The following is a 26,716-nucleotide window of genomic DNA, read 5'->3' on the forward strand; positions in this document are numbered from 1 at the left end:
GGAGAATCCCATGTCCCATCGTACTGAATATGACCTGATCGTCATCGGTTCCGGCGCCGCCGGACTGGCCACCGCCATCACCGCGAAAAAGCGCGGTCTCGATGTGGTAGTGCTGGAAAAGGAATCCGTGTTCGGCGGCACCACCGCGCTGTCCGGTGGCGTGCTGTGGATTCCGATGAGCCCGCATGGCCGCCGGCAGAATCCGGCCGACACGCTTGACGCCGTGCGTACCTACATGATGCAGGAGACCGGCTCGTTCTACGAAGAGGCCGCCGTCCAGGCGTTCCTCGAGAACGGCCCGGAGATGGTGGCGTTCTTCGAGCGCGAGACGGAGATGAAATTCGTCCCCACGCTCTATCCCGACTATCATCCCGATGCGCCAGGTGGCGTGGACGTGGGCCGCTCGATCCTGGCCGCGCCGTATGACATACGCGGCCTGGGAAAGGACATGCAACGCCTCAAGCCGCCGCTCAAGACCATCACCTTCATCGGCATGATGTTCAACTCGTCGAATGCCGACCTCAAGCACTTCTTCCGCGCCACCAAATCGCTGACCTCGTTCTTCTATGTGGCCAGGCGGCTGGCGACCCACATGAAGGAACTCATGCTCTACCGCCGCGGCATCAACGTGACCAGCGGCAATGCGCTGGCGGCGCGGCTGGCGAAGTCTGCGCTGGACCTGGGCGTGCCCATCCTGACCGGCACAGCGGCGAAAGAGATCCTGATGGCAGGCGGCAAGGCCGTCGGCGTGCGTGCCGAGGGCGAAGGCGGCGAACTGCGCCTGCGCGCGCGGCATGGCGTGGTGCTGGCCTGCGGCGGTTTCCCGCATGACGTGAAGCGCATCGCCATGGCTTACCCGCATGTTGCGCGCGGGGGCGAGCATCTTTCGCCCACGCCGGCCGGCAACACGGGCGACGGCGTGGCCATGGCGGAGGCCGCCGGCGGCAACGCCGACATCCGCTACCGCGACAGCGCCGCGTGGATGCCGGTTTCGCGCGTGCCATACGGCAACGGCGAGTTCGGCGTGTTCCCGCATCTGCTGGACCGCTACAAGCCCGGCATCATTGGCGTACTGCGCAACGGCAGGCGCTTCACCAACGAGTCCAACTCCTACCACGACGTAGGCGCGGCCATGATCCGCGCCTGCGAAGGACAGCAGGAGACGGCCATGTGGCTGGTCTGCGACAAGGCCGCCCTGGCCAAGTACGGCCTTGGCTTCGTCAAGCCGGCGCCGATGCCCTTTGGCAAGCTCCTGCGCAACGGCTACCTGATCGAAGGCCGCACGCTGGCAGACCTGGCCCGGCAGGCCGGCATCGAACCGGCAGGCCTGGAAGAGACCGTGCGCGAGTACAACGTGGGCGCGGCGAGGGGAGAAGACCCGGCCTTCGGGCGCGGCCGCAGCGCGTTCAACCGCTACCTTGCCGATCCCGAGAACAAGCCCAACCCCTGCGTGGCGCCGCTCGGGAAAGGTCCCTTCTACGCTGTCAAGGTGGTGGTGGGTGACCTCGGCACCTTCGACGGCATCCGGACCAGCGTGGCCGGGGAAGTCCTCAAGCGCGACGGCACCCCGATCGCCGGGCTGTACGCGGTGGGCAACGACCGCGCCAGCATCATGGGCGGCAACTACCCCGGCGCAGGCATCACCCACGGGCCGAACATGACCTTCGGGTTCATCACGGGCAACCATATCGCCAATATCGCCGACCAGGCCGGAGCAAGGGCATAACCATGAGCATGAGCGTGAACATGAGCTACCTGGACAAGCCGCTGATCGACCACCGCACCTACACCATCGCGCTGCGCAGGATGCCAGCGTTCCTGGAGGTCTTCGACCGCCTCGCGATGCCCATCCTGCTGGAGACGCTGGGCAGCCCGGCGGGCTTCTACGTGAGTCATGTCGGCCCGCTGAACCAGTTCGTGCACCTGTGGGCCTACCAGGACCTGGCCGACTACGAGCGCCGCTGCAAGGCACGCGACACGCACCCGGACTTCCCGGCATACCTGTCGGCGTCCGGGCATCTGATCACCGCGCAGGAAACCCGCCTCGTGCGGGCGGTGGACATGCCCAGCCTGGGCCGTTTCACGTCCACCGCCCAACCCTGACGGGCAGCCCTCAGGCTTGCATGCCGGCCGTGAAATGCCGCGCCGGCATGACCGCCACCTCGGCGGCCACGCGCGGCACGAAGTCCATCTGGTCCAGCACGTCGCGCTGCAGGTCGATGCCGGGCGCGATTTCAAACAGCTCCACGCCTTGCGGCGTCAGGCGGAAGCTGGCGCGCTCGGTCAGGTACAGCACCTCCTGCCCGCGCACCAGCCCCTGGGGGCCGCTGTAGGTGATCTGTTCCACCTGCGCCACCAGCTTCTTCACCCTGCCCTGCTCCAGCACGCGCATCCTGCCATCGCCGGTGGCCAGCTTGACGCCTTTGGCGGCCAGCGTGCCGCAGAACACCACCTTGCGCGCATTCTGGGCGATATCGATAAAGCCGCCGGGGCCTACCGTCAGGCCGCCCAGGCGCGACACGTTCACGTTGCCCTGCCGGTCCAGTTCGCCGAAACCAAGGAAGGCGATGTCCAGCCCGCCGCCCGCGTAGAAATCGAACTGCGTGGCCGCGTCCAGCATGGCGCTGGCGTTGCGCGCGTAGCCGAACAGCACGCCATCCATCAAGGTGCCGCCGTAGGTGCCATGCTCGATGGTCTGGTAGACGCGGTGCTGCTCGTTGCGCGCGGCGATCAGCTTGGCCACGGCGTCGGGTACGCCCACGCCGTAATTGACTACCGGGCGGGCCTTGCCCGTATTGAACAGTTCCACCGCGGCGCGGCGGGCGATGGCCTGGCGCTCGCTGAAGGCCTCGTGCGCGGCGGCGCGTTCGGCCGCATGGTCCTCGGCCTCGCTGGCCGCGCGGGCCGCGCCGGTCAGCTCCCCGCTGAAGGCCGCATCGAACGGAATGTGGTAGCTGGTGCGCTGTCCGGGATCGACCACCACGGCATCGACCCACGCGGCCGGAATGCGAACCTCGCGCGCCGTCAGGGCCCCTCTTGGCAGCCGCTCTCCGACCTGCACGATCACCTTGCCGCCGCTGTTGCGCGCCGCGAGCGCCAGCGACTGCGCATCCAGATTGGCAGCCTCGTGCTCGAAGCTGATATTGCCGTCCTCGTCGGCCGCGCTCGCGCGCACCAGCGCGACATGGATCGGGAATGGCTTGTAGCGCAGGTATTCCCGCCCGTCCATCCGCACCACTTCGCTCAATTCCTCCTTCGCGCTGCGGTTCATCCTGCCCCCGCCCTGGCGCGGGTCGCAGACCGTGCCTAGGCCCACATGCGTGAACAGGCCGGGCCGCCCCGCCCCGATCTCGCGCATCAGCTGGCTGGACACGCCGCCGGGCAGGATATAGGCCTCGATCTTTTCCTCCTCGGCCAGCCGCTGCATCGATGGCGACCATACCCAGTGCCCGCCGATCACGCGCCGGACCAGGCCTTCGTGCGCGAAGCAGTTCATGCCCTTGGTCTTCTTGTCGCCGATGCCCAGGGCGTGGATCACGGTCAGGTGGCGCGGATGCTCCGTTTCCTGAAAGCGTGCCTGCACGGCCTCGAACAGGCAGGTCGCCTCCATCAGGCCGCCGCCGCCGCCCATCAACCCGACCGTGTCGCCGTCGCGGATCAGCCCGGCGGCCTGCGCCGCCGTCATGAATTTGCTGCTGCTCATGACGGGCTCCTCAGCGGTTCACGTCGAACAGCGCCGCGCCCTTTCTCAGCACGCTCCTGGCGATCACGGTGCGGTGGATCTCGCTGGTGCCGTCGAAGATGCGGTAGATGCGGGCATCGCGGTAGTAGCGCTCGATCGGCAGCTCCTTGCAGAAGCCCATGCCGCCAAACACCTGCACGGCGCGGTCCACCACGCGGCCCAGGGTTTCCGCGGCATGCACCTTGACCATGGCGATCTGCTCGCGCGCATCCAGCCCGGAATCGAGCATCCAGGCGGTGTGCAGGACCATCCAGCGCGCGGCATTGATCTCGATCACGCTGTCGGCCAGCATCTGCTGGACCATCTGGAACTCACCGATCGCCTTGCCGAACTGCTGGCGCTGGCCGGCATAGTCCACCATCAGCTCCAGCACATGGCTGGCCTTGCCGACGGCGCGCGCGCCGACCTGCGCCAGCCGGACCACATTGAGCGCGCCCATGGCCAGCTTGAAGCCCTGGCCCTCTTCGCCAAGCAGCGCCGCCGGCTCAAGCGGCACGTTGTCGAAGAACAGCTCCACATGCGGCGTGCCGCGCAGGCCCATCATCTTCTGGTCCTTGCCCACGGAGAAACCGGGCAAGCCCTTGTCGACCATGAACATGGAGATTTCCTTGTCGCCGGTCCTGGCCGAGACCAGGAAGAAATCGCTCCAGTCGCCATCGCTGATGAAGTGCTTGGCGCCATTGAGCACCCAGCCACCCCCTTCCACCTTCCTGGCGTGGGTCTTGATGCCCTGCGCGTCCGATCCCGCTCCCGGCTCGGTGATGGCGATGGCGCAGGTGCGCTCGCCTCGCACCGAGGGCGTGAGCCAGCGCGCGATCTGTTCGCCCTTGCAGACGAGCAGCGGTTCATACACGTTGCCGAAGGCGCGGCGGATCAGGATATCGGTGGTGTGGCCGAACTGCTCTTCGCACAGCATGCGATCGACGGCAGACAGTCCGCCGCCGCCCAGCTCGGGGGCGATATTGAGCGCATACAGGCCCAGGGATTTCGATTTCTCGTGGACGGCGCGCGCCTTGGCCGGGTCCAGAAAGCCGTTCTCCTCGATCTCGGCTTCCAGCGGCCTGAGTTCCTCGGCGATGAAACGACGCACGGTGTCGATCATCATCTTCTGTTCTTCGTTCAGGGAAAAATCCATGGTCTCTCTCCGTCATTCCAGTTGTCGTTTTGGCCGCGACGGGGCGTCGCCCCATGCGTGAGGTTGCGGCGGTGCGTCAAGCGCCCAGCTCGAGCACCGCGCGGCTGGCGGCGAGTGCCTGGCGCGCCCAATCGGGCTGGCCAGCTTGCGGCAGGCGGGTCTCGTTCGGCACTTCCACGCTCACCGGCAAATCGGCCGGCAAGGCTGCGAACAGGCCCCTGAGGTCAATGCCGCCCTCGCCGGGCAGCAGGCGCTCGCAACGGGCGGTGTGGATCATCTCCTCCACCGTGAACGCGCGGCCGAGCTGCGCGCTGGTCGGCGCGTCGCAGATCTGCGCGTAGTGCAACAGTTCGCGCGGCAGCGCGCGCAGGTCGTCGAAGCTGGTGCCCGAGCGCGCCACATGGAGCGCATCCACCAAGATCCCCGCATTGGCCGGGCGCCCGGCGGCATCGACGATGCCCAGCGCGGTGCGCGCATCGGGCACGGTGGTCCAGGGCATGAACTCCAGGTCGGCGGTCATGCCATAGGGCAGCATCAGCTCGCACAGGCGCGCATAGCTGTCCGCCAGACGCGCGGTGTCGGCGTCGTCCCCGGCCACCAGTACTGCCTTCGCCTTCAGCGCCGCGCCGGCGTCCAGCAGCGGCAGGCTGGCGCGCGGATCGAAGCCCTCGCCGATGCGGATGATTTCCAGGTCGAACACGCCGACGCCGGTGTCCCGCTGCGCCGCCAGCGTTTCGCGCAGTATGTCGGGCCGCCCGATCAGGGCTTGCTGGGGCGCGCCCGGGGCATTGGGCGCCAGCCGCAGGCCGACGAAGCGGTAGCCCAACTCGGCCGCGAGCTGGATTGCCTGCGGGGGCGTGAGCGTGTTCGAAGTGAGATAAGCAAGCGAATAGCTATGGGACATGGTCGTTCTCCTGGCACTCAGTCCAGCGGTGAAACCGTGGATTGGGGGTTCTGCATGGGTTCCGTGGGTGTTCAGACAGATCAGGCGGGCCAGCCTATTGGCTACTGCCGGCCTCGAGGCGCACGCTTTGCGCACTGACCGCGGCCTCGTGCACGGCCAGCGTGGCCTGCAGCGTGCGCAGGCCGTCGAGCGCGCTGCACAGCGGCGCTTCGCTGCCCTCGATCACGGCCTTGAAGTGCTGCAGCTGCTGGCTATACGGATCGGCCTGGTGCACGGCGGACTGCTCCAGCGTCAGCTCGGCATGCCAGCTGCGCTCGCCACGGTAGTTCCATAACTGCAGGTCGGGCAGCGAAAGCGAACCGTGCGTGCCCGCGATGAAGTGCGACTGCACCTGCTGGCGCGGATATGCCTCCTGTTCGCCGGAGCAGAAATCCCAGCACCAGGGCGACGCCGCCGCGTCCGACAGCAGCACCGTACCCAGCGCTCCGCTGGCAAAGCGCAGCACGGCGGCGCTGGTGTCCTCCACGGCAAAGCCGCGCACGGCATTGCTGCTGGCGGCCTGCACCGACTCGATCTCGCCCATGAGGAAACGCAGCAGGTCGATGTCGTGAATCAGGTTGATCAGGATTGGCCCGCCGCCCGCCTGCCGCCGCCAGGCCGCCTCGAAATACGCGTCGGGCTTGAGAAATGTCGCCATGGCGCTGGCCGCCACCAGCCGGCCGAGCCGCCCGGACTGGAGGATCTCGCGGGCGCGGCGGCTGATGGGGTTGTGCCGGCGATGGTGGCCGACCAGCACCGGCACGCCAGTGCGCGCCTGGGCGTCGACCAGCCTCTGCGCCTCGGCCACGGTGTCGGCCACCGGCTTCTCGACCAGGGCGGCAACTCCGTGCTCCAGGCAGTCCGCGGCCACCGCGACATGGGTCCCGTTGGGCGTGGCGACCACGGCGCCGCGCGGCTTGACGCCCTCGAGCATGCCGAGGTGGTCGGCATACCAGGGCACGCCCAGGCTCTGCGCCAATGCGCGGCCCGCGTCGGTCGGGTCGGCGATGGCCGCCAGCCGCAGGGTACCGCTGCGCCCGATGCGGTCGATGTGGGTGCGGCCGATTGCGCCGGCGCCAATCAGTGCGATAGGGGTCTTGTTCATGGGCTATCTGCGCTCGTGGTTCGTCTCGTTGTTCGTCGTCGGCCCGTCGTTTGCTAAACGGCAGTTCAAACAGAATAAAATTCAATAGTTGAATGCTATTCCTTTTTTGACTAGTATTCCAACAAATTCGAAGACGCTACAGATTCTCGCTGCACAGAACGCATGCCAACCCTAGGGAAAACCTGATCCGGTCGTGCATGAATTGTCCTGTTCCAGGCCGGAATCGTGGGCGCGCCGGACCGCCCGGCAAAACACAATCCAGCAAACCCCGAGCCGGGCTCAACCGCTCGGGGACAGAACAACCAGGAGACAAGCATGCAACTGCCATTGGCACGTACCCAGGGCGCCGCACGCGCCGCCGCGCCCCACATCCATGCCGGTTTTAGCCGGGAGTTGGCCCTCGCAACCCACGCAGCGGCCTGAGCCATGGAACCCACTTTCGATCAAGACAAGCGAACCCAGGCGGACGAGACCCGACCGGTGGCGATCGTCACCGGCGCGGCCGACGGCATCGGCTGGTCAACGGCGCAGCGGCTGGCCGCGGATGGCTGGCGCATCGTGCTGCTGGATCTGCGCGCCGACGCCGTGGCCGGCCGGGCGGCCGAACTCGGCGCGGCCCACCTGGGGCTGGCCTGCGATGTGACGCAAGAGTCCAGCGTGGATGGCGCCATCGGCGCGGCAGTGGCTCGGATGGGCCGGATCGACGCGCTCGTCAACAACGCCGGGATCGGCGACCAGGCCCGGCCCACCCTGGAGCAGACACTCGATGCGTTCGAGCGCGTACTGGCCGTGCATGTGCGGGGCTGCTTCCTGATGAGCCAGGCCGTGCTGCGGACGATGCGCGAGCAGGCGCGCGACCCGCGCGGCAACCGCGGCGCCATTGTCAACCTGGGCTCGATCGCCAGCCTGGGCGGCATCCCCGGCCGCAATGCCTACTGCGCGGCCAAGGCCGGCGTGCTGGGCATGACGCGCGCCCTGGCCAGCGAATGGGCGCGCGAGGGCATCCGCGTCAATGCCGTGGCGCCGGGCTATGTGCGCACCGACCTGGTGGCCGGACTGGCACGCCAGGGCGCGATCGACGGCCAGGCAATCGCGCACCGCACGCCGATGGGCCGCATGGCCGAACCCACCGAGATCGCCGAGGCCATCGCCTTCCTGGCGTCGCCCGCCGCCAGCTACATCACCGGGATCGTGCTGCCCGTGGATGGTGGCTGGACCGCGTTCGGCGCGCCGGACAACGCCTTGCCGGCTCTCTGAGCCCAGGAGGAAACGAAAGATGCTGACAATCAACCTATTCAATGGCCTGGTCTACGGGGCGTTGCTGGTCGTGATGTGCTCGGGACTGGCGCTCATCTACGGCCTGCGCCGCGTGGTGAACTTCGCGCACGGCTCGCTCTATATGCTGGGGGCCTACCTGGGCTATTCGATCGCCCTGCAGACCAGCTTCTGGGTGGCCCTGTTAGCCGTGCCTCTTGTGATGGCGGTGCTGGGCGTGCTGCTGGACCGCTACGGCTTTCGGCTCCTGCAGGACCGCGACCCGCTCTCCGTCGTGCTGGTCACCTTCGGCCTGCTGCTGGTGATCGAGGATTTCGTGCAGACCGTGTGGGGCAAGAGCAATCTGTCCGTGCCCGCCCCGGCCGCGTTGAGCGCGTCGGTCGACCTGTTTGGGACGCCGGTGCCCGCTTACCGCCTCGCGGTGATCGGCGCTGGCCTGCTGGTCGCGCTGGGCCTGAGCCTGTGGCTGCGCTATTCCCGCGCCGGCCTGTTCGTGCGCGCCGCCAGCACCGACCCCACCACCACCGCCATGCAGGGCGTCAACACCGATTTGCTGAGCGCCGGCGTGGTCGGGCTCGGCACCGCCCTGGCCGGGCTGGCCGGCGTGGTGGCCGCGCCGTTCCTGTCACTGTCGCCATCGATGAGCAGCGACGTGATCATCGACTCGTTCGTGGTCGTGGTCGTCGGCGGGCTCGGATCGCTTGCCGGTGCGTTCGTGGCGGCGATGGTACTGGGCATGATCCAGGCGCTGGGCGCGGTCTACCTGCCCGATACGGCAATGCTGCTGCCGTTCCTGCTGATGGTTGCCGTGCTGATCTGGAAGCCGGCCGGCTTCGCCGGCAGCCGAACCTGAGGAGATAACACCATGTCCACTAGAAACATGAGTCTTGGCGCTGTGGCAGCGCTCGCGGCAGGGGCGGCCGTCGCGGCCCTGGTCAGCTCGGGCACGATCCTGTCCCTGCTGACGCAAGCCGTCATCTACGCGGTATTTGCCAGCGGCGTGGGCCTGCTGCTGAAGCAAAACGGCATGGCCAGTTTCGGCCATGCCCTGTACTTCGGCTTCAGCGGCTACGCCCTGGGCCTGCTCCTGCAGCTCCAGGTGATGCCGGCAGAGGCCGCCATCGTGGCCACCCTGGCCGGCATGGCCTTGATGGCGTTCGTCATGGGCCTGGTGATCGTGCGCGTGCCGGGCGTGGCCTTCGGCATGCTGACGCTGGCTATCGGGCAGATGTTCTTCCTGATGGCCTCGCGCTCGCGCGGCCTCACCGGCGGCGCCGACGGCATGAGCATCGAATGGCCGGCCACGCTGTTCGGCGTGCCGCAGTCGCAATTGCTCCGGCCGGCCACCATGTTCCTGGTGTGCTGGGTCACCCTGGTGGTGGTCATGCTGCTGCTCGCGCTGATGCTGCGCGGCCGCTTCGGCAGCATCACCGAGGCCGTGCGCGACAACGAGGAGCGTGCCCGCTTCATCGGCATCAACACCCTGATACCACGCGCCGGCCTCTATGCGCTGTCGGCCACCGTGACCGGCCTGGCCGGTGTGCTGTCGGCGCTGAACACCGGCTTCGTCTCGCCCGAGAACCTGCATTGGAGCCTGTCGGGCGTGGCGCTGATGATGGCAGTGGTGGGCGGCTACAAGGCCCTGTGGGGGCCGGCGCTGGGTGCCATCGTGTACTTCCTGGCCAAGGACATCCTGGGCGCCTACGCCAACCACTGGATGGCCATTTTCGGCATCGCACTGATCACCGTGATCGTGTTCTCGCCCGCCGGCATCGCGGGCGCCCTCAAGGGACTGTCCATGCGCAACAAGCGCATCGGCGCCAAGCCGGCCCGGGCCGCCGTTCGCACCAGCTGAGAGGAGACTTCGATGAACGATTTCGTATTGCAGGCGGAAGACGTGGCCATCCACTATGGCGGCGTCAAGGCGGTGGACGGCGTGTCCCTCACGCTTCGCCGCGGCCAGATCCGCGGCCTGATCGGCCCCAACGGCGCCGGCAAGTCCACGGTGATCGACGCCATCACCGGGCGCCGCCGCCTCACGCGCGGCAAGGTGTACCTCAACGGGCAGGACGTGACCGCGCTCGGCCCGACCCAGCGCCGCATGACCGGTTTGTCGCGCAGTTTCCAGCGCACCAGCATCTTCGGCCAGATGCCGGTGCGCAGGCAGGTGGAGCTGGCCTCGCACAAGATGGGCGTGGCGGATTCCGGCGCCGACGCCGATGCCGTGCTCAGGGAGCTCGACCTGCTGCCGCTGGCAGCCGTCACGGCGGAAGACCTGGGCTATGGCGAGCAGCGCCGGCTGGACCTGGCGCTGGCGCTGGTTGGCCGCCCCAGCGTGCTGCTGCTGGACGAGCCCATGGCGGGCCTGTCGGTCAAGGAATCGCTGGACCTGGCCAAGCACCTCAAGGCGCTGACCACGCGCTGGGAAGTCTCGGTGCTGCTGGTCGAGCACGACATGGACGTGGTGTTCGGCATCTCCGATGCCGTGACCGTGTTCGAACTGGGCCGCGTGATCGCCGACGGAGAACCGGCCGCCGTGCGCGCCAATCCGCGCGTGCGCGAAGCCTACCTCGGGAGCGCCGCATGACCGCCCTGCTCAACCTGGAAAACGTCAACGCCTTCTATGGTACGGCGCATATCCTGCACGACCTCAACCTCACCGTTGCCGCCGGCGAGCGCGTGGCGCTGGTCGGCCGCAACGGCGTGGGCAAGACCACGGTGGTCAACACCATCCTGGGGCTGGCCTCGCTGCGCGGCGGGCAGATCCACCTGGGCACGCACCGCCTGGCGCGGCCGCGCCCCTACGCGCCCGCCCAGCACGGCGTGGTGGTGGTGCCGCAGGGCCGGCGCATCGTGGCCAACCTGACCGTCGAGGAAAACCTGCACCTGGGCGCCGCCACGGGCCGCAAAGGCCCATGGACGGTGCCGGAAATCTACCAGCTCTTCCCCATCCTGCAGGAGCGGGCGCACACGCCGGGCACAGCGCTCTCGGGCGGGCAGCAACAGATGCTGGCGGTCGGCCGCGCGCTGATGGCAAACCCCTCTCTGATCCTGCTCGACGAACCCACCGAAGGCCTGGCGCCGGTCATCGTCGACCAGCTCGCCAGCATCTTCACCAGGGTCGCCGACCAGGGCACCGCGCTGCTGCTGATCGAGCAGAACATGAGCCTGGTGGTGCGCGTGGCGCAGCGGTACTGCGCCATGGCAAAGGGCGCGGTCGTGGCCGAAGGCGCGGTGGAAAACTCCAGGACCGGGCTGGAACGCCTCGAAGCCCACGTCATGGTCTGAGGCCGAAGCACGCCAAGGCAAGCCAAAGCCCGGGCCTCCATGTTCAACGGCCGCCGGACCGCTTCCGGCCCAGAAAATCAGGAGACAAAAGCATGTTCAAGATGAAACCCCTGCAGCGCACGCTGACCTCGCTTTCGGTCCTGGCCGTCCTAGCGGCGCTACCCCTGGCCGCCCTGGCCCAAGGCAAGGACCCGGTCAAGGTCGGCCTGGTCACGTCCAGGTCCGGCGTCTTCGCCCAGCAAGGCGAGGAAGTGCTGCGCGCGGTGCAGTTCGCGATCGATGAAGCCAACGCCGCCGGTGGCGTGGACGGCCGCAAGGTCGAGGTGCAGATCGCCGACGACGAAGGCACGCCGGACGCCGGGCGCCGCGTGGCGGAGAAGCTCGCGCGCGACGGCTACAACCTGCTGATCGGTGCGATTCCCTCTTCCATCTCCCTGGCGATCGCCCCCAACCTGGAGCGCTGGGACGCCGCCTACTTCAGCGTGGCCAGCAAGTCCGACAAGCTCACCGGCGATACCTGCAAGGCGCGCAGCTTCCGCACCAACCATTCGGACGCGATGGACATCGCCATGATCGGCCAATGGACCAGGGACCTCAAGGAGAAGTCCTTCGCTATCCTGGCCGCCGACTATGTGTGGGGCCGCGACTCGGGCGAATCCTTCAAGAAGGCCGCCGAGGCGGCGGGCAAGAGCGTGCCGCTGTCGCTCTACGTGCCGATGGGCACCAAGGATTTCTCGCCCTATATCGCCCAGCTCAAGGCCGCCAGCGTGGAAGCGATCTGGGTGGCTGAGGTAGGCCGCGATGCCATTGCCTTCGTCAAGCAGGCGCAGGAATTCGGGCTAATCCCGGCCAAGAAGCTGATCGGCCATGCGCTGATCCAGAACTTCATGATCCAGGCCTCCGGCGACGCGCTGAAGGACACCCTCGGCACCACCACCTACACGCCGGATATTGACACGCCGCGCAACAAGGCGTTCACCGCGGCATGGAAGAGCAGGTTCAACCGCCTGCCCACCGACAACGAGGGCCAGGCCTACAACGGCGCGCAGGTGATCTTCGCGGGCGTGCGCAAGGCGGGCAGCACGAAACCCGCCGAGGTGAGCCGGGCCTTGCGCGGCGCGCAGATCGATACCGTCTATGGCAGCGTCACCATGCGGGCGCAGGACAACCAGCTCGTGCTGCCCAACTTCGTGGCACGCGCCAGGACCATGGATGGCGTGCTGCGCCCCGTGATCGAGAAGCGCTTCGAGCCGTCGCTGACCCCTGCCGCATCGCCGCTTTGCAAGATGTGAGATCCCGTCCTGGCCTTGGAGAATCATCGATGAAGCGTGTACTGATCACCGGGGGCAGCGGCTTCCTCGGCGCCTGGATCATCCGCCGCCTGACAGCCCGCGGCACGGACGTGCGGGTATTCGACATCCATGCCAACCGCGGCACGGTGGCGGACATCGCGGGGCCCGTTGCGCACGGGCTGGAATGGCAGGTTGGCGATATCCGCGATGCTAACGCCGTGCGCCTGGCCATGCAGGGCTGTGACGGCGTGATCCACCTGGCCGGCGTGCTCACGCCCAATTGCAGCGCCGACCCGGTGCGCGGCGCGCAAATCAACCTGATGGGTTCGCTCAACGTCTTCGAGGGCGCGCACGCGCATGGCATCGGCCAGGTGGTCTATGCGAGCTCGGCGGGTGTCTATGGTCCGCTTGACGCGCGGCATCCGCAGCCCGCCACCCACTACGGCGCCTTCAAGCTCGCGGTGGAGGGCGCGGCGCGCGCCTACTGGCACGAACGCCATATTGCCAGCATCGGGTTTCGGCCCTTCGTGGTATACGGGCCCGGGCGGGAAACCGGCGTCAGTGCCGGCCCCAGTATCGCCTGCCGCGCGGCCGCGCGCGGCGAGGCGTGCACCATCGGCTATACCGGTGCCTCCGGCCTGATCTACGTGGACGATGTGGCGCAGGCGTTCGAGCAGGCCCTGCTCGTACCGGCGCAGGGCGCCAGCGTGTACAACCTGGTGGGCCAAACGACCACGATGGACGAAGTCATGGCCGAGATCCGGCGCCAGATGCCCGGCGCACAACTGAAGGCAGAAGGGCCGCCGCTCACCATCGCGCCCGGCATCACCGAGGACGGGCTGGATGCGCTGCTGCCGGTGCGCCTGCGAACGGGCTTGGCGCAAGGCATTGCGGCCACGCTCGACCACTACCGGAAGCAAGACCGTCCCGACCATCCATCAACCTGACACAGGACGACGCGATCCACATCATGAACACTGCATCTCCGAGACACGCCCTCGTCACCGGCGCTACCGGCGGCATCGGCCGTGCCATCTGCTTTGCGCTGATCGAGCAGGCCCGCCGCGATGGCGCGCCCATTCACCTCAGCGCCGCCGCCTCGCGGCCCGGCGAGCGCCTGGAGCGCCTGGTGGAGGAAATACGCACCGCCGGCGCCGCGGCCAGCGGCGTCTCCGGCGACATCACCGATCCCGCGCAATGTGCGTCCCTGGTGACCCAGGCCCATGCCCAGGGCGGCGACCTGACGGCCCTGGTGTGCAACGCGGGGGCGTCCGGGCCCGGGCGCCTGGCCGACCTGCCGGTAGCCCAGTGGGACCTCACCTTTAACCTCAACACCCGTTCGGCCTGGCTGCTGGCCCAGGCGGCGCGCGAGCAGCTGGCGCGCACGCGCGGCAGCATCACGGCGGTGGCGTCGATGTCGGGTCTGACCCCGCACCCGGGCTACGGAGCCTATTCGGCAGCCAAGGCGGCGCTCATCATGCTATGCCGCCACCTTGCGCAGGAATGGGCGGCCGACGGCATTCGCGTCAATACCGTCTGCCCTGGCATGGTTCGCACCCCGTTGACCGAAGCGGTGTACCAGGACGACGCCACGCTCCGGCAACGCGAGGCGCTGGTACCACTGGGCCGCGTCGGCAGGCCGGAGGACGTCGGCGCCGCAGTGGCCTACCTGGCGAGTGCTGGCGCATCCTACGTGACGGGACACAACCTCGTGGTGGACGGCGGCATCTCGGATCACATGCTATCGATGATTCCGGGCCGGCCGGGAAAACCAGCCGTGATGGAAGCGCTTTGAGCCAGCCATGGCGGGGACCGGGTTATCCCGGCACCTGAGAACGGGCGGCGCGATGGAAACCGCGTCGCCGGTCAGGCCGCGTAGATAGGCTTGAGACCGTGGCCTTCGGGCTTCGACGCCCGTTTGCTGAAGAAGGCCGATGCACCGCTGGCAGCCGCCAGCTGCGCCGCCATGGAGAGCAGGTCAGGCCCCAGCGACAGCATGCGCGCCTCGGCAAAGCGCACGGTCGGGCCGGCAATGGTGACGACGCCCAGCGGCGCCTGGCCAGCCAGCTGCACCGGCGCGGCCATGGCGTTCAGCCCCGCGGTGAAGGTCTCCCGTGTCACCGAAAAGCCGCGCTCGCGCGCGGCGTGTACGGCTTCCAGCATCGCCTGCATCGAATCCGGCGCGCCGGGACCGTAGTCCGCGGGCATACCCAGCCCTTGCTGCGCGACCAGCGCCAGGGCCGCGTCGTCGCTCATGGTCGACAGCCAGGCCAGCCCGGAGGCGGAGCAGCTCAGGCGGGCGTCCTCGCCCATGTCAGGATCGTAGCGCAGGCCCTGGCGGGCACCTTGCGCGCGCGCCACCCAGGTGAGCCGGTTGCCATCGATCACGCTCAGGCGCACCAGTTCGCCCGAGATCTCTGCCAGGCGATCCAGCAGGGGCTGGGCGATGTCCACGATCCCGGTCTTGCTCAGGTAAGTCAGCCCCATCGACACGAGCTTGGTGGTCAGCATGTACTCGCCCTTGTCCCGCGTCTGGCGCACGTAGTCGCAGCGCATCAGATCGCTCAGCAACCGGTGCGCCCCGCTCCGCGGAATCTCGAGCTGGTCGGCGATGGTCGCCAGTTCCAGTCCCTCGCTATGCCGGGCCAGCAGTTCCAGAATGCCCAAAGTGCGTTCGAGAACACCATTCATGTCAAAGAAGCTCCAGTGATGAGGATGTCGGAGCTAAAGCATGCGCGATCTTTGAACCATAGTCAAAAAAGCAATGAAATTCTATTGTTGAATTTCATTCCAATCCATGCCTAGACCCTGGACCATGGTGCCCATCCTTATTTGAGCGGCGACACCGCCGTCGGCATCGCGATGGTGGAGCTCATCTGTGGGGTAAGCCACGCCGGGCCGCCCTTGGGCGGCCAGATGCCCTGGGCCACGGCATCGGCCCGGACCTTGCTGCGGGCATCGAGCGTGGGGTAAGCCCAGATGTTGGTGAATCTCAACGGACCGTCGATGGCCACCATCGCGGTCACGCAGGGAGAGAGCTTCTCGCGAGCCGGCACGTATTCCTCCCACAGATCGATGGTGGGCTGCACGCCACCCGGCTTGATGCCATAGGTGCGGATCTCGTAGACCGGCCCGGCGATGCCGGATTGGCTGCTGGGACGCACGGGCTTCATCCAGGGGAACCCCTTGTAGCTATGCTGCTCCAGGCTCAGCGCCACGGTACCGCAGCCGAAGGGGTTGTCGCTTTTCTGGGTACGCTCGCGTTCCGCGGAAAGCAAGGACAGTTCGGCGAAGCCGCGCAGGACGATCATCTGGTTCAGGGTACCGATATCCGTGAACCAGCAGCCGAGCAGTTCACCGCCGGCGTCGGGAGCGGCCGTGAAAGCCTCGACGGCCGTAGCAGCCTGGGCGGCAGTGCCAAAAGGCAGGGTCAGGGTGGCGAGTTCGTAGTACATGGGTGTCGGGTCTCCAAACGATAGGTTTCGGTTGCGGGGAAAAACTGACTGGTCAGGCAACGCATGCCGGATCCCGCCCGGCCGCGTGGCAGGCGGCGACGAAGCCGAATGTCATGGCGGGTCCCAGCGTGATGCCGCCGCTCGGATAGTTGCCGCCCATCATGCTGGACATGTCGTTGCCGCCGGCATACAGGCCGGGGATTGGTTGCTGCCGCTCATCCAGGACCTGCGCGCTGGCATTCGTCACCAGGCCGGCGAAGGTGCCCAGGCTGCCGGCGACGATCCGGACGGCGTAAAAAGGGCCGTGCTCGATGGGCGCCATGCAGGGGTTGAGCCCGTCCAGGCTCGCGTCGCCCTGCACACGGTTGTAGGGCGTCTCGCCTTTGCCGAAGTCCGGGTCGGCTCCCGAGCGCGCTTGCCGGTTGTAGCGTTGCACGGTGCGCTGCAGTGCATCGGCATCGATTCCGCATGCCTGCGCGAGCGCTGCCAGGCTGTGTCCACGCTTGAGATAGCCGGAGCGTAGCGAGGCTCGCATCGGCATGGGCGCGGGCTTGACGGCGCCCATGCCGTAGCGGCGGATAAAGCGGTGGTCGCAAATCAGCCAGGCTTCTGCGGGCTGCCCCGCCGGCGTGGCCTTGAACAGGCCACGCATGAAATCGTGATAAGAGTCGGCTTCGTTGGTGAAACGCCGGCCATTGCGGACCACCGCGATCAGGCCCGGCTTGGCGCGCTCGATCAGGTGGGGAAAATGCGCCACCGTGCCGTCCCGGCGCGGCACCAGCGACACCGGCGCCAATGCCGCGGCCGATTCAAGATCCCTTGCGATCGTTCCCCCGGCGCTTTCGCCAAGCGTGAGTCCATCGCCCGTGTTGCCACGCGATGCCGCCGACCAGTGCGCCTCGCCCGTGGGCGCGTGCGGCAACAGCTCACGCTTGCGCTTCACGTCATGGGGAAAGCCGCCACAAGCCAGCACGACACCGCGCACGGCACGAATCTCGGCCTCCCCCTGCGGCGTGCTCACCACGGCGCCGACCACCCTGCCATCCTGCCTGAGCAGCCGGCGAGCGGGACACGACACGCGCAACTCGACGCCGGCTTCGAATGCCGATGCCGCCAGCCGGGCAACCAGCGCGTTGCCATTGACCAGCCGCATGCCACGTCCGTGCACAAGCAGATCGCGCCAATAGCGTACGACGCGCCCGGCGACGTAGCAGAATGATTTCGCGGAACGGCTTGCATTGAGGAAATGCCGCAATTCCGTTCCTGCGATGCCCATGCCCCACAGCGTGGTTTCCGCCAGCGGGGGCTTGAGCTGTTCGATCCGCCCGCCAAGCCGCCGGGCATCGAAGGGCGCCGCGCAAACGGAGCGCCCACCGATAGCGGCGCCGGGCGTGTTGCCGTGAAAGTCTGGCACGGCATTGCCGTCGATAAACTCCAGCGCGGTATGCCGGCGGAAGAATTCCACCATGCGTGGGCCGTTCTCGAGAAAGGCGCGAGCGCGGCCTTCATCGAACTGCGGGCCGAGCTCGTGCCGCAGATAGGCCAGCGGCTGGTCCAGGTCCTCCATGATGTTCGCGGCAACAGCCAGGGGATTGCGTGGAATCCACATCCAGCCGCCAGACCAGGCGGTCGTGCCGCCGTAGACCGGCTCCTTTTCGACCACCAGCACCTTGAGGCCAAGCTTGGCCGCCACCACGGCGACGGACAAGCCGCCAGCACCGGAGCCGATGACCAGCAGATCGCAATGGGAAGGGAGAGGCGCAGCGGATGCAGGGGTCATGGTGGAGGACAGCGAGGACGGGTCAGTCCGCATAGATAGGTTTGAGCCCATTGCGGCTGGCAGGCTTGCGCAGGTGCTGGTTGAAGAAGGCAGAGGCACCACTGGCTGCCGCCAGCTGCGCGGCGCTCGACACCAGCGCAGGCCCCAGGGCCTGCATGCGCGCCTCGGTAAAGCGCACTGTCGGGCCCGCGATGCTGATGACCCCCATGGGAGCCTGGCCTTCCAGCCGCACGGGCGCGGCGATGGCGTTAAGCCCTGGCGTAAAGGTTTCCTGGGTCACGGCGAATCCGCGCTCGTTGGCAGCATGCACCATCTCCAGCATGGCCTGCATCGACGACGGTGCGTTGGGACCATATGCTGGCGGCATGCCCAGGCCTTGCTGCGCAGCCAGCGCGAGTGCTTCGTCGTCACCCATCGTCGACATCCACGCCAGTCCCGAGGCAGAGCAGCTCAGGCGGGCGTCCTCTCCCATGTCCGGGTCATAGCGAAGGCCCTGGCGTGCCCCTTGGGCACGCGCCACCCAGGTCAGCCGCTTGCCGTCGATCACGCTGAGGCGCACCAGTTCGCCCGTGGACTCCGCCAGGCGGTCCAGCAACGGCTGGGCAATATCGATGATGCCGGTCTCGCTCAAATAGGTCAGGCCCATGGAAACCAGCTTCGTCGTGAGGATGTACTCGCCTTTGTCCCGGGTCTGCCGGACATATTCGCAGCGGATCAGGTCGCCCAGGAGGCGGTGCGCGGCGCTGCGCGGCATGCCGATCTGGTCAGCAATCGCCGCCAACTCCTGGCCATCGCCATGCCGGGCCAGCAGTTCGAGTATGCCTAGTGTGCGCTCAAGGACACCGTTCATCGTTAAAGGCTCCGGCCCCACGTGTTGGCGCGCATCGGATGCCCGGGCCACCTGGTCTCCAGTGGCCGGCTTGCATCCCGAAGTGTCGCTCTATTCATTTCTGTCTCTGCTGAATCGTTGAGTCGAACTATAGTCCACACATGAACTATGTTCAATACTTGAATTGCATTCCATTATTGTCTAGGATTCGACCAGCACAAAGCTTGACCACCAAACAGACATCAGGAAGAGACAGCACCATGACCGAGACACTGAACGGCGCCACACGGGTTCATTTCATCGTCGGCGACCCGATCGCTCAGGTGAAATCGCCTGCGGGCGTGACGCAGGCTTACCAGGAGCGGGGCCACAACGCGATGGTGATGCCCGCGCACGTGGCCCCCGCCGATCTATCAGCGTGGCTGGCAGGCACATCGCTGGCAAAGAACGTGGACGGTCTGATCGTCACGGTGCCGCATAAATTCGCTTGCTTCGACCTTTGCGCCACTGCATCGGACCGCGCCACGTTTCTTCACACCGTCAACGTGATGCGGCGCAATGCGGACGGCAGCTGGCACGGCGACATGTTCGACGGGCAGGGCTTTGTCCAGGCCATGCGCGACAACGGTTGCGAACCCGCCGGCAAGACCGCGCTGCTGGTTGGGGCCGGCGGCGCCGGCTCGGCCATCGCGCACGCACTGGTGACGGCTGGGGTGAGCAAGCTCGCCATCCACGACGAAGACGAGGTGCGCCGGTCAACGCTGATCGACCGGCTGGCAGGCATGGACCTGGCGACCATCGAGCACGGCAGCACCGACCCGGCTGGCTTCGATATCGCGCTCAATGCCACGCCGGCAGGCATGAAAGACAGCGACCCCAGCCCGGTCGCGCTCGACAGGCTCGAGGCAAGCACATTCGTTGGCTGCGTGATCACGGTGCCGGCGGTGACCCCGCTGATCGCCGCGGCACGCGCCAAAGGCTGCGCCACGATGACCGGCGCCGACATGTTCGGCCGTGTGCGTGACCTGATGGTCGACTTCCTCGTGGGTACCTGAGATGACCGCGCCAATCCACACCCGACTGTCCGCACTGGTGGAAAACGAAAGCTTTGACGTGGTGGTCATCGGCGCCGGCGGCGCCGGCATGTCCGCCGCCTTGTTCGCGGCCATCGATGGCGCGCGCGTGCTGCTGGTCGAGCGCACGGCGTACCTGGGCGGCACGACCGCCTACTCGGCCGGCACCACGTGGATACCGATGACGGAGAAAGGGCTGGCGGTAGCGCCCGACGACACCGTTGAAAAAGCATCGGGCTTCCTCGACCGCGCGGTCGGTGGGCGATCGTCCCGGGTATTGCGCACGGCCTTTCTTGAAAACGGCCACCATGCGGTCTCGCTGCTGGAAAGGCACACCCATGTGCAATACCAGGTGCGCCAGTTCCACCCGGACTACCTGTCCGAACTGGAGGGCTCGGTGCACCGCGGCCGCGCGATCGAGCCCATCCCGTTCGACGGCCGCAAGCTCGGGCCGCTGTTCAAGCTGGTCCGGCCGCCGATTCCGGAGTTCACGGTACTGGGCGGCATGATGGTGGACCGGGACGATATCCAGCATCTGCTAAACCTGAGTCGCTCCTGGCGATCCTTCAAATATTCCGCGCGCATCATCCTGCGCCACCTGGCGGACCGTCTGGGTCACTCGCGCGGCACTCGCCTGGTGATGGGCAATGCCCTGGTCGCCCGTCTGCTCCACTCCCTTGCCGAGCGCGGCGTATCCATCGTCACCGATACCGACGTGACGGCCCTGCGGCAGGACGCCCGGGGCGTCCATGGCGTGGTGCTGACGCAGGACGGCGTCCAGCGGACCATTCATGCGATGGGCGGCGTGGTGCTCGCCAGCGGCGGCTTCAACCGGCACCCGGAAAAACGGGCCGCCCTGTTGCCCGGCGCCGACGCGCAATGGTGCCCCGGCGCACCTGGCCATACCGGCGCGGCGCAGGACCTCGCCCTGGCCGCCGGGGCACGCTATGGCGAGGGTAACCTCAGCCATGCCTTCTGGGCGCCCGTTTCGGTGCGCCGGCGCGCTGACGGCAGCACGGCGGTGTTTCCGCACTTCATCATGGATCGCGGCAAGCCGGGCATGATCACGGTCAACCAGCAAGGCCGACGCTTTCTCAACGAGTCGACGTCCTATCACCTGTTCGGCATCGCCATGCAGGAGGCAAACGCAAGCAGCCCGAGCGTACCCGCGTGGCTGGTCTGCGACGCGCCCGCGCTCAAGCGCTACGGGCTTGGCATGATCCGCCCGGGCGGCAAAGGCCTGGGCCGTTTCCTCAAGGACGGCTACCTGACGCAAGCGGCGTCCCTTGCCGAACTGGCCACCCGGCTCGGGATGCAGCCGGAGGTTCTACAGCAGACCGTTGCGGCGTTTAACGACGACGCGGCAGCCGGCGTGGACCGCGCCTCGCCGGACCGCATGATCCGTGCCGCCGTCGAGGGCACGCTTGTCACCATCCAGTCCAGCCCCGATACGCGCAACGGCGATCTCGACAAGATCACGGCGGTGGTGCGGCGGCAATTCCTGCCCTATACGGATTTCCACCACACCACGCTGCTGGCGGTCGGCAGCGCCTGGCGCAACGCGTCGCCCGAGCAGCAGAACCAGCTCTTCGAGCAGTTCCAGACCCTGCTGGTGCGCAGCTACGCCTTGTCTTTATCGCAAGTGCGTGATCAGACACTGAAATTCCGGTACAAGCCGGCGCGCGCCAGCGGCAAGGACATGGTGGTCGAGACCAGCATGGTGAACAAGGGAGACGAGATACATATCGACTACCGGCTGCGGCGCGGCCCCGGGGGCTGGGCCATCTACGACATCAATATGAGCGGCGCGTGGCTGATCGAGGTGTACCGGCGGCAGTTCGCCGATATCATCGCGCGTGGCGGCATCGATGGCCTGGTCAAATATCTCGCCAGCCATAACGCCGAATAGTGCACCGATCAGTGCGCCGGATGCGTGGCCATGCGCCGGTCCCCACCGCTCATGCCGGCGGCTGCGGGACGTTGCCCTGCGATAGCGACGCGATCAGATGATCCGCCGACATCGGGCGTCCGAGCAGGAAGCCTTGCAGGGAATCGCAGCCGAGGCGGGTCAGGAATTCCTGCTGCGTCGCCGTTTCCACGCCTTCCGCGACAATGCTCAGGTTCAATGTCCGGCCCAGCGCCACGATGGCCGAGACAATGGCCGCGTCTTCGCTGTCGCGCGCCAGCTCCCTGATAAACCCGCGGTCGATCTTAAGTTCGCTGGCCGGCAGCCGCTTGAGGTAGAGCAGGCTGGAGTACCCCGTGCCGAAATCGTCGATGGAGATCCGCACGCCCATGCCGTGGAGCTGCTGCAGGATTTGCAGGCTGGCATCGGCATCGCGCATGGCCGTCGATTCCGTGACTTCGAGGGTCAGGCAGCGCGGTTCCAGTACGTGGCGTGCCAGGGTTTCGCGCACCGTCTCGATCAGGCTGGCATGCCGGAACTGCAGCGGCGACAGGTTGACCGCGATGCTCCACTCCGGGTGGCCCGCATCGCGCCACTCCCGCATCTGCCGGCAGGCTTCGTCCAGCACCCACTCGCCGATCGGCACGATCAGGCCGGTTTTCTCCGCCATTGGAATGAACTGATCCGGCGCGATCAGCCCGTGCGCGGGATGCGCCCAGCGCACCAGTGCCTCCACGCCGATCACCGGCCCGTTGGGCGCGGTGAGCTTGGGTTGGTACTGCAGGACCAGTTCGCGGCGCTCGATGGCCAGGCGCAGGTCCTGCAGCAGCTGGAGCTGTTCGTGCACGTTGGCATTCATGGAGCCTTCGAAGAAGCAGATGGTGTTGCGCCCCAGTGCTTTCGCGTGGTACATCGCGGCGTCGGCGTTCGCCATCAGGTCGTGCTGGAGTTCGCCGTCGCCGGGATAGATGGCGATGCCGATGCTGGTGGACACACGCAGTTCGCGGCCGGCGACCAGGAAGGGCTCCCGCACGGCGGACAAAACCTTCTCGGCCAGGGTCGCCGCATCCGCCGGTTCGGCAACGCTTGCCAGCAGCACGAATTCATCTCCGCCCAGCCGGGCGATGGTGTCCTGCGAACGCACGCTGGCCCCGATGCGCTGCGCGACTTCGACCAGCAGCCGGTCGCCGATGGGGTGGCCGTACGCATCGTTGACCGCCTTGAAACCGTCCAGGTCCATGAACATCAGGGCGAAGCGGCCATGTTCGCGCGCGGCGGCCTGGATCGCCTGGTCGAGCCGGTCCTCCAGCAGCACGCGGTTGGGCAGCTTGGTGAGGTTGTCGTGCAGCGCCAGGTAGGTCAGTTCCTGGTTGGCTTCGGCCAGCGATTCCGCCAGGATCGCGGTACGGGCTTCCAGGCGCGAGTCGAGCACGGAGATGATCAGCGCGATGGCCAGCACCGCCAGCGTGGCCACGACGATCACGACCGCCAGCCAGCCGGCATCCATCCCGCCGCGCACGGCACCGCAAACGCTGCCGAGCGGGAATTCCGCCGCGGCCATGCCGGTGTAGTGCATCCCGACGATGGCAAAGCCCATCACCACGGCGGCGCCCGCCCGCAAGGGCCGGACCCAGAGGGACTGGCGGCGCAGGGTGAAGGCCATCCACAGCGCCGTGCCGGAGGCCAGGATGGCGATGGCGATGGACAGGACGAACAGGGACGCGATATACCGGATCCCCGGCGCCATGCGCATCGCGGCCATGCCCGTATAGTGCATGCCGGCCACGCCGCTGCCGGTGAGCAGCGCGCCACCCGCCAGGCGCGGCCACGGCAGCGTCTTTTGGCACACCAGCCACAGGGCGAACGCCGAAAAGGCGATGGCGATCAGCAGCGAGAGCAGGGTAATGCCGGGGTCGTAACCCATCGGGATCGGCAGGTTGAACGCCAGCATGCCGAGGAAGTGCATCGACCAGATACCCGTGCCCATGGCGCACGCGCCGCCAGCCAGCCACCAATGCGCGGCCCGGCCCCGCGCGGTGGAGATACGGGCCGCCATGTCCAGCGCGGTATAGGATGCCAGAATCGCTACAAGCAGCGAAAACAGCACGAGCAAACTGTTGTAGCTGCCAGCCAGCATGGGTGTTCCCTTCTCGGTGAGGATCTGATCTGCCTGGGCATTTCCTGCTCTGCGCCCGCGCGGCCGCGTTGCAGAGACAGCGCCAGTTCGGCTTCGATAACGACATATTGCGCAGTCAACTTTAGAGGATGTTTCGATATGGAGCGAGGTGTGCGTCCTGGGAGCCGCGGGCTTGTGCAGATGCGGCCTCGCCGGCAGGCTTGTGCCGGCACCGGTGCATGCGGGATCTTCAAGGGGAGCAGGCGATGCGCTTCACCTTGCTGAAGGGCGTCCTGCCCCTGAACCGGGCGGCGGCGTTGCGCGACGCCCTGGCGGGGCTTACGCTGGCGTCGATGAATATCCCGCAGGTTCTGGGTTATGCGCGCATTGCCGGCATGCCCGCGGTCACCGGTCTCTACACGGTGTTTCTGCCGCTGGTGGCGTTCGCGTTGTTCGGGGCGTCCCGGCATCTGGTGGTCGCCGCCGACTCGGCGACCGCCACGATCTTTGCCAGCCGCCTGTCCACCATGGCGCCGGTCGCGAGCGCGGAGTACGTGGCGCTGGCCGGCATGGTGGCCCTGCTTACCGCGGCGATGCTGTTGCTGGCGCGGGTGTTCAGGCTCGGTTTTCTCGCCGATTTCCTTTCCCGCACGGTACTGGTCGGCTTCCTCGCGGGCGTCGGGGTGCAGGTGGGTATCGCCATGCTTGGCGATATGCTGGGCATACCCGTGCATTCCTCCCGCACCACCGAGCAGGTTGCGCTGATCGTGGGTCAACTGCCGCAGGCCCATCTTCCCACCCTGGGCATCTCGATGCTCGTGGTGGTCTGTATCCTGGGCGCCAAACGCTACCTGCCACGGCTGCCGGTGCCATTGTTCGCCGTGGTGGGCGCCATCGCCGCCAGCCATGCCTATGACTTTGCCGGCCATGGCATCGCCGTGATCGGCCCGATCGCCGGGGGGCTGCCGCATCCGTACCTGCCGGCGGTGAGCTGGCGGCAGACGCTGGAGCTCGTGCCGGTGGCCGCCTCCTGCTTCGTGATGATCATCGCGCAGAGCGCCGCCGCAAGCCGCAGCTTCGCGGAGCGCTATCGCGAGCGCGTCGACGAAGACGCCGACATCCTGGGGCTGGCGGCGGCCAATGCCGCCGCCGCGCTCACCGGCACCTTCGTCGTCAACGGCAGTCCGACGCAGACTGCCATGGCCGATCAGGCCGGGGCGCGCAGCCAGTTCGCGCAGGTGGTCTTCGCTGGCGTGGTGGTCGTGGTGCTGCTGTTCCTGAGCCAGGCGCTGCAGTATCTTCCCCACTGCGTGCTTGCCGGCATCGTCTTTACCATCGCAGTCGGCCTGATCAAGGTGAAGGGGCTGCTTGCCATCGGGCGGGAGAGTCCCGGCGAATTCACGCTGGCGCTGGTGACGGCCGCGGCCGTGGTGGCGATCGGTGTCGAACATGGCATCCTGCTCGCGGTCGCCCTGTCGCTGATGCGGCATGTGCGGCACAGCTATCGTCCGCACACCATGGTGCTGGCGCCGGGGCCCGAAGGGCGGTGGCTGCCCGTCGCGGCCAGGCCGGGCATGGAGACCACGCCGGAGATGATCGTCTATCGTTTCGGTGCGGACCTGTTCTTCGCTAACGATCATTACTTCGTCGACGAGGTCAAGGCGCTGATCGACCATGCGCCGACGACCGTGCGCTGGTTCGTGGTCGACGCGGGGGCCATCACGGATCTCGACTATTCGGCGGCGCGGTCAGTGCGCGATCTTTGCGACAGCCTGACGCAGCGCGGCGTCAACGTGATCTTTGCGCGGGTCAACCACTACCTGCGCGCCGATATGGAACGCCACGGGATCGTGGAAGCCATCGGCGAGCAGTGCATATTCGAGACCCTGCACGATGCACTGGCGGCGGTGGATGCCGGCCTTGCCACGGCCGGGACGAACGCAGTGTAGGCCGGTTGCCGGCCCGCCTCGCCGCTTGGCAGCCTGGCAGTGTCTACATCCCCTTGAACCGGTCGGCGTAGAGGCGGCTCACGCTCAGTTTCTCGGGGCGCTCCCGCAAGGTGAGCGTGAGCCTGCCCGATTCGTCGCGCACGGCGCTGGCGATGGCGGTGTTGCGCACCACCGTGCCGCGATGGATCTGCCAGAAGCATTGCAGATCGAGCCGTTGCCGAAGCTCGCGCAGCGATGTGCGGATCAGGTGCTCGTGTCCGGCGGTGACGACGCGCACATACTTGTCGGCGGCCTCGAAATACAGGACGTCGGCGATCGGCACCATGGTGATGGTGTTGCCGGCGCTCGCCTGGATCACCTGCAGCGGGATGGCGGGTTTGCCGGCGGCGCCGTGCACGCCGGGGCCAAGGAGCATGCGCAGCTGGTCCAGTGCCGTTTCCCACGATGGGCCTGGCGTGTCCGGGGAGGCGCGCTGCTTCAAGGCCGCCTGCAGGCGCGTGCAGGTCTTCGCGAGCCGGCCGGGCTGCACGGGCTTGAGGATGTAGTCGGCCGCCGCGTGATCGAATGCGTGCAGCGCGTATTTGTCGTACGCGGTCACGAATACGATGAGCGGGAACGGCGCGCCCGGGTCGGGCCAGTCTTCCGCCAGCGCCTGCGCGGCTTCGAGTCCGCTCATGCCCGGCATGCGGATATCCAGGAACAGGATGTCCGGTTGCAGCGCCAGGCTTTGCCTGACCGCGGCTTCGCCGTCTCCCACGCTGGCGACGATGCCAAGCGCCGGCCATAGCCGCGCCAGTTCGGCCTGCAGATCCGCGGCAAGCAGGGGTT

The 26,716-nt window shown here is 67.3% G+C and carries 23 protein-coding genes; 13 read left to right on the forward strand and 10 right to left on the reverse strand.

Annotated elements, in window-relative coordinates:
- The first annotated feature begins 10 nt into the window (after window positions 1-10).
- Together P3W85_RS38595 and P3W85_RS38600 are read left to right on the forward strand one after the other, a co-directional pair.
- On the forward strand, window positions 11-1,726 hold the full coding sequence (locus tag P3W85_RS38595) for an FAD-dependent oxidoreductase (RefSeq protein WP_276268667.1): 1,716 nt from the start codon (window positions 11-13) through the stop codon (window positions 1,724-1,726).
- Window positions 1,727-1,728: 2 nt separating this feature from the next.
- Window positions 1,729-2,103: an NIPSNAP family protein gene (locus tag P3W85_RS38600; RefSeq protein ID WP_430869701.1), complete on the forward strand. Its 375-nt coding sequence runs from the start codon at window positions 1,729-1,731 to the stop codon at window positions 2,101-2,103.
- 10 nt (window positions 2,104-2,113) lie between these two features.
- Here P3W85_RS38600 and P3W85_RS38605 read toward each other — a convergent pair whose 3' ends face one another.
- From P3W85_RS38605 to P3W85_RS38620, 4 genes are all read right to left on the reverse strand, one after another.
- Window positions 2,114-3,703, reverse strand: a complete 1,590-nt coding sequence (locus tag P3W85_RS38605) for an acyl CoA:acetate/3-ketoacid CoA transferase (RefSeq protein ID WP_276268668.1) — start codon at window positions 3,701-3,703, stop codon at window positions 2,114-2,116.
- A 10-nt stretch (window positions 3,704-3,713) separates the two neighbouring features.
- Window positions 3,714-4,877: an acyl-CoA dehydrogenase family protein gene (locus tag P3W85_RS38610; RefSeq protein ID WP_017231147.1), complete on the reverse strand. Its 1,164-nt coding sequence runs from the start codon at window positions 4,875-4,877 to the stop codon at window positions 3,714-3,716.
- Window positions 4,878-4,953: 76 nt separating this feature from the next.
- Window positions 4,954-5,781, reverse strand: a complete 828-nt coding sequence (locus P3W85_RS38615) for a sugar phosphate isomerase/epimerase family protein (RefSeq protein ID WP_276268669.1) — start codon at window positions 5,779-5,781, stop codon at window positions 4,954-4,956.
- A gap of 94 nt (window positions 5,782-5,875) precedes the next feature.
- The gene (locus tag P3W85_RS38620; RefSeq protein ID WP_276268670.1) at window positions 5,876-6,925 is read right to left on the reverse strand and encodes a Gfo/Idh/MocA family protein; all 1,050 of its coding nucleotides are present in this window, start codon (window positions 6,923-6,925) and stop codon (window positions 5,876-5,878) included.
- A 426-nt stretch (window positions 6,926-7,351) separates the two neighbouring features.
- Between P3W85_RS38620 and P3W85_RS38625 the strand changes: the two genes are divergently transcribed.
- The 8 genes from P3W85_RS38625 (at window position 7,352) to P3W85_RS38660 (ending at window position 14,575) form a co-directional block, all read left to right on the forward strand.
- Window positions 7,352-8,182, forward strand: coding sequence for an SDR family NAD(P)-dependent oxidoreductase (locus tag P3W85_RS38625; protein ID WP_276268671.1), 831 nt, complete (start codon window positions 7,352-7,354; stop codon window positions 8,180-8,182).
- Between the two features lie 19 nt (window positions 8,183-8,201).
- Window positions 8,202-9,053, forward strand: coding sequence for a branched-chain amino acid ABC transporter permease (locus P3W85_RS38630; protein WP_276268672.1), 852 nt, complete (start codon window positions 8,202-8,204; stop codon window positions 9,051-9,053).
- Window positions 9,054-9,065: 12 nt separating this feature from the next.
- Window positions 9,066-10,055, forward strand: coding sequence for a branched-chain amino acid ABC transporter permease (locus P3W85_RS38635; protein WP_276268673.1), 990 nt, complete (start codon window positions 9,066-9,068; stop codon window positions 10,053-10,055).
- Window positions 10,056-10,067: 12 nt separating this feature from the next.
- Window positions 10,068-10,787, forward strand: coding sequence for an ABC transporter ATP-binding protein (locus P3W85_RS38640; protein ID WP_017225752.1), 720 nt, complete (start codon window positions 10,068-10,070; stop codon window positions 10,785-10,787).
- Window positions 10,784-11,488: an ABC transporter ATP-binding protein gene (locus P3W85_RS38645; RefSeq protein ID WP_276268674.1), complete on the forward strand. Its 705-nt coding sequence runs from the start codon at window positions 10,784-10,786 to the stop codon at window positions 11,486-11,488. Before P3W85_RS38640 ends, P3W85_RS38645 begins: the two co-directional genes overlap by 4 nt.
- 92 nt (window positions 11,489-11,580) lie before the next feature.
- Window positions 11,581-12,780, forward strand: a complete 1,200-nt coding sequence (locus P3W85_RS38650) for an ABC transporter substrate-binding protein (protein WP_276268675.1) — start codon at window positions 11,581-11,583, stop codon at window positions 12,778-12,780.
- A 29-nt stretch (window positions 12,781-12,809) separates the two neighbouring features.
- The gene (locus tag P3W85_RS38655) at window positions 12,810-13,727 is read left to right on the forward strand and encodes an NAD-dependent epimerase/dehydratase family protein (RefSeq protein WP_276268676.1); all 918 of its coding nucleotides are present in this window, start codon (window positions 12,810-12,812) and stop codon (window positions 13,725-13,727) included.
- A 23-nt stretch (window positions 13,728-13,750) separates the two neighbouring features.
- Window positions 13,751-14,575, forward strand: a complete 825-nt coding sequence (locus P3W85_RS38660; RefSeq protein ID WP_276268677.1) for an SDR family NAD(P)-dependent oxidoreductase — start codon at window positions 13,751-13,753, stop codon at window positions 14,573-14,575.
- 71 nt (window positions 14,576-14,646) lie between these two features.
- Here the strand turns inward: P3W85_RS38660 and P3W85_RS38665 are convergent, their stop codons facing one another.
- The 4 genes from P3W85_RS38665 to P3W85_RS38680 form a co-directional block, all read right to left on the reverse strand.
- Window positions 14,647-15,471, reverse strand: coding sequence for an IclR family transcriptional regulator (locus P3W85_RS38665; RefSeq protein ID WP_017225484.1), 825 nt, complete (start codon window positions 15,469-15,471; stop codon window positions 14,647-14,649).
- 137 nt (window positions 15,472-15,608) lie between these two features.
- A complete protein-coding gene (locus tag P3W85_RS38670; protein WP_276268678.1) occupies window positions 15,609-16,235 on the reverse strand; it encodes an NIPSNAP family protein in 627 nt (208 codons plus the stop codon).
- 52 nt (window positions 16,236-16,287) lie between these two features.
- Window positions 16,288-18,015 carry an FAD-dependent oxidoreductase gene (locus tag P3W85_RS38675; protein ID WP_276268679.1) on the reverse strand — a complete coding sequence of 576 codons (1,728 nt, stop codon included), beginning with the start codon at window positions 18,013-18,015 and terminating at the stop codon, window positions 16,288-16,290.
- 22 nt (window positions 18,016-18,037) lie between these two features.
- Window positions 18,038-18,865, reverse strand: a complete 828-nt coding sequence (locus tag P3W85_RS38680) for an IclR family transcriptional regulator (protein WP_276268680.1) — start codon at window positions 18,863-18,865, stop codon at window positions 18,038-18,040.
- Between the two features lie 239 nt (window positions 18,866-19,104).
- Here P3W85_RS38680 and P3W85_RS38685 point away from each other — a divergent pair, with 239 nt between their 5' ends.
- Together P3W85_RS38685 and P3W85_RS38690 are read left to right on the forward strand one after the other, a co-directional pair.
- A complete protein-coding gene (locus P3W85_RS38685; RefSeq protein ID WP_276268681.1) occupies window positions 19,105-19,899 on the forward strand; it encodes a shikimate dehydrogenase family protein in 795 nt (264 codons plus the stop codon).
- A gap of 1 nt (window position 19,900) precedes the next feature.
- Complete coding sequence (locus P3W85_RS38690; protein WP_276268682.1) at window positions 19,901-21,826, forward strand: FAD-dependent oxidoreductase; 1,926 nt, start codon at window positions 19,901-19,903, stop codon at window positions 21,824-21,826.
- 49 nt (window positions 21,827-21,875) lie between these two features.
- On the opposite strand, the gene P3W85_RS38695 is transcribed toward P3W85_RS38690, so the two are convergent.
- Window positions 21,876-23,960, reverse strand: coding sequence for a putative bifunctional diguanylate cyclase/phosphodiesterase (locus P3W85_RS38695; protein WP_017230982.1), 2,085 nt, complete (start codon window positions 23,958-23,960; stop codon window positions 21,876-21,878).
- 218 nt (window positions 23,961-24,178) lie between these two features.
- On the opposite strand from P3W85_RS38695, the gene P3W85_RS38700 reads away from it, so the two are divergent.
- On the forward strand, window positions 24,179-25,888 hold the full coding sequence (locus tag P3W85_RS38700; protein ID WP_035818423.1) for a SulP family inorganic anion transporter: 1,710 nt from the start codon (window positions 24,179-24,181) through the stop codon (window positions 25,886-25,888).
- Window positions 25,889-25,931: 43 nt separating this feature from the next.
- Here the strand turns inward: P3W85_RS38700 and P3W85_RS38705 are convergent.
- Window positions 25,932-26,716: LytR/AlgR family response regulator transcription factor (locus tag P3W85_RS38705; RefSeq protein ID WP_276268683.1), on the reverse strand; the 785-nt coding region annotated here is incomplete at its 5' end.

The organism is Cupriavidus basilensis (assembly GCF_029335485.1).
GTDB lineage: Bacteria > Pseudomonadota > Gammaproteobacteria > Burkholderiales > Burkholderiaceae > Cupriavidus > Cupriavidus basilensis_E.

Bases quoted from the DNA above. Each gene is read 5' to 3' on its own strand.
- P3W85_RS38595 (WP_276268667.1), top strand. From the start codon at position 11: ATGTCCCATCGTACTGAATATGACCTGATCGTCATCGGTTCCGGCGCC.
- P3W85_RS38600 (WP_430869701.1), top strand. From the start codon at position 1,729: ATGAGCATGAGCGTGAACATGAGCTACCTGGACAAGCCGCTGATCGAC.
- P3W85_RS38605 (WP_276268668.1), bottom strand. From the start codon at position 3,703: ATGAGCAGCAGCAAATTCATGACGGCGGCGCAGGCCGCCGGGCTGATC.
- P3W85_RS38610 (WP_017231147.1), bottom strand. From the start codon at position 4,877: ATGGATTTTTCCCTGAACGAAGAACAGAAGATGATGATCGACACCGTG.
- P3W85_RS38615 (WP_276268669.1), bottom strand. From the start codon at position 5,781: ATGTCCCATAGCTATTCGCTTGCTTATCTCACTTCGAACACGCTCACG.
- P3W85_RS38620 (WP_276268670.1), bottom strand. From the start codon at position 6,925: ATGAACAAGACCCCTATCGCACTGATTGGCGCCGGCGCAATCGGCCGC.
- P3W85_RS38625 (WP_276268671.1), top strand. From the start codon at position 7,352: ATGGAACCCACTTTCGATCAAGACAAGCGAACCCAGGCGGACGAGACC.
- P3W85_RS38630 (WP_276268672.1), top strand. From the start codon at position 8,202: ATGCTGACAATCAACCTATTCAATGGCCTGGTCTACGGGGCGTTGCTG.
- P3W85_RS38635 (WP_276268673.1), top strand. From the start codon at position 9,066: ATGTCCACTAGAAACATGAGTCTTGGCGCTGTGGCAGCGCTCGCGGCA.
- P3W85_RS38640 (WP_017225752.1), top strand. From the start codon at position 10,068: ATGAACGATTTCGTATTGCAGGCGGAAGACGTGGCCATCCACTATGGC.
- P3W85_RS38645 (WP_276268674.1), top strand. From the start codon at position 10,784: ATGACCGCCCTGCTCAACCTGGAAAACGTCAACGCCTTCTATGGTACG.
- P3W85_RS38650 (WP_276268675.1), top strand. From the start codon at position 11,581: ATGTTCAAGATGAAACCCCTGCAGCGCACGCTGACCTCGCTTTCGGTC.
- P3W85_RS38655 (WP_276268676.1), top strand. From the start codon at position 12,810: ATGAAGCGTGTACTGATCACCGGGGGCAGCGGCTTCCTCGGCGCCTGG.
- P3W85_RS38660 (WP_276268677.1), top strand. From the start codon at position 13,751: ATGAACACTGCATCTCCGAGACACGCCCTCGTCACCGGCGCTACCGGC.
- P3W85_RS38665 (WP_017225484.1), bottom strand. From the start codon at position 15,471: ATGAATGGTGTTCTCGAACGCACTTTGGGCATTCTGGAACTGCTGGCC.
- P3W85_RS38670 (WP_276268678.1), bottom strand. From the start codon at position 16,235: ATGTACTACGAACTCGCCACCCTGACCCTGCCTTTTGGCACTGCCGCC.
- P3W85_RS38675 (WP_276268679.1), bottom strand. From the start codon at position 18,015: ATGACCCCTGCATCCGCTGCGCCTCTCCCTTCCCATTGCGATCTGCTG.
- P3W85_RS38680 (WP_276268680.1), bottom strand. From the start codon at position 18,865: ATGAACGGTGTCCTTGAGCGCACACTAGGCATACTCGAACTGCTGGCC.
- P3W85_RS38685 (WP_276268681.1), top strand. From the start codon at position 19,105: ATGACCGAGACACTGAACGGCGCCACACGGGTTCATTTCATCGTCGGC.
- P3W85_RS38690 (WP_276268682.1), top strand. From the start codon at position 19,901: ATGACCGCGCCAATCCACACCCGACTGTCCGCACTGGTGGAAAACGAA.
- P3W85_RS38695 (WP_017230982.1), bottom strand. From the start codon at position 23,960: ATGCTGGCTGGCAGCTACAACAGTTTGCTCGTGCTGTTTTCGCTGCTT.
- P3W85_RS38700 (WP_035818423.1), top strand. From the start codon at position 24,179: ATGCGGGATCTTCAAGGGGAGCAGGCGATGCGCTTCACCTTGCTGAAG.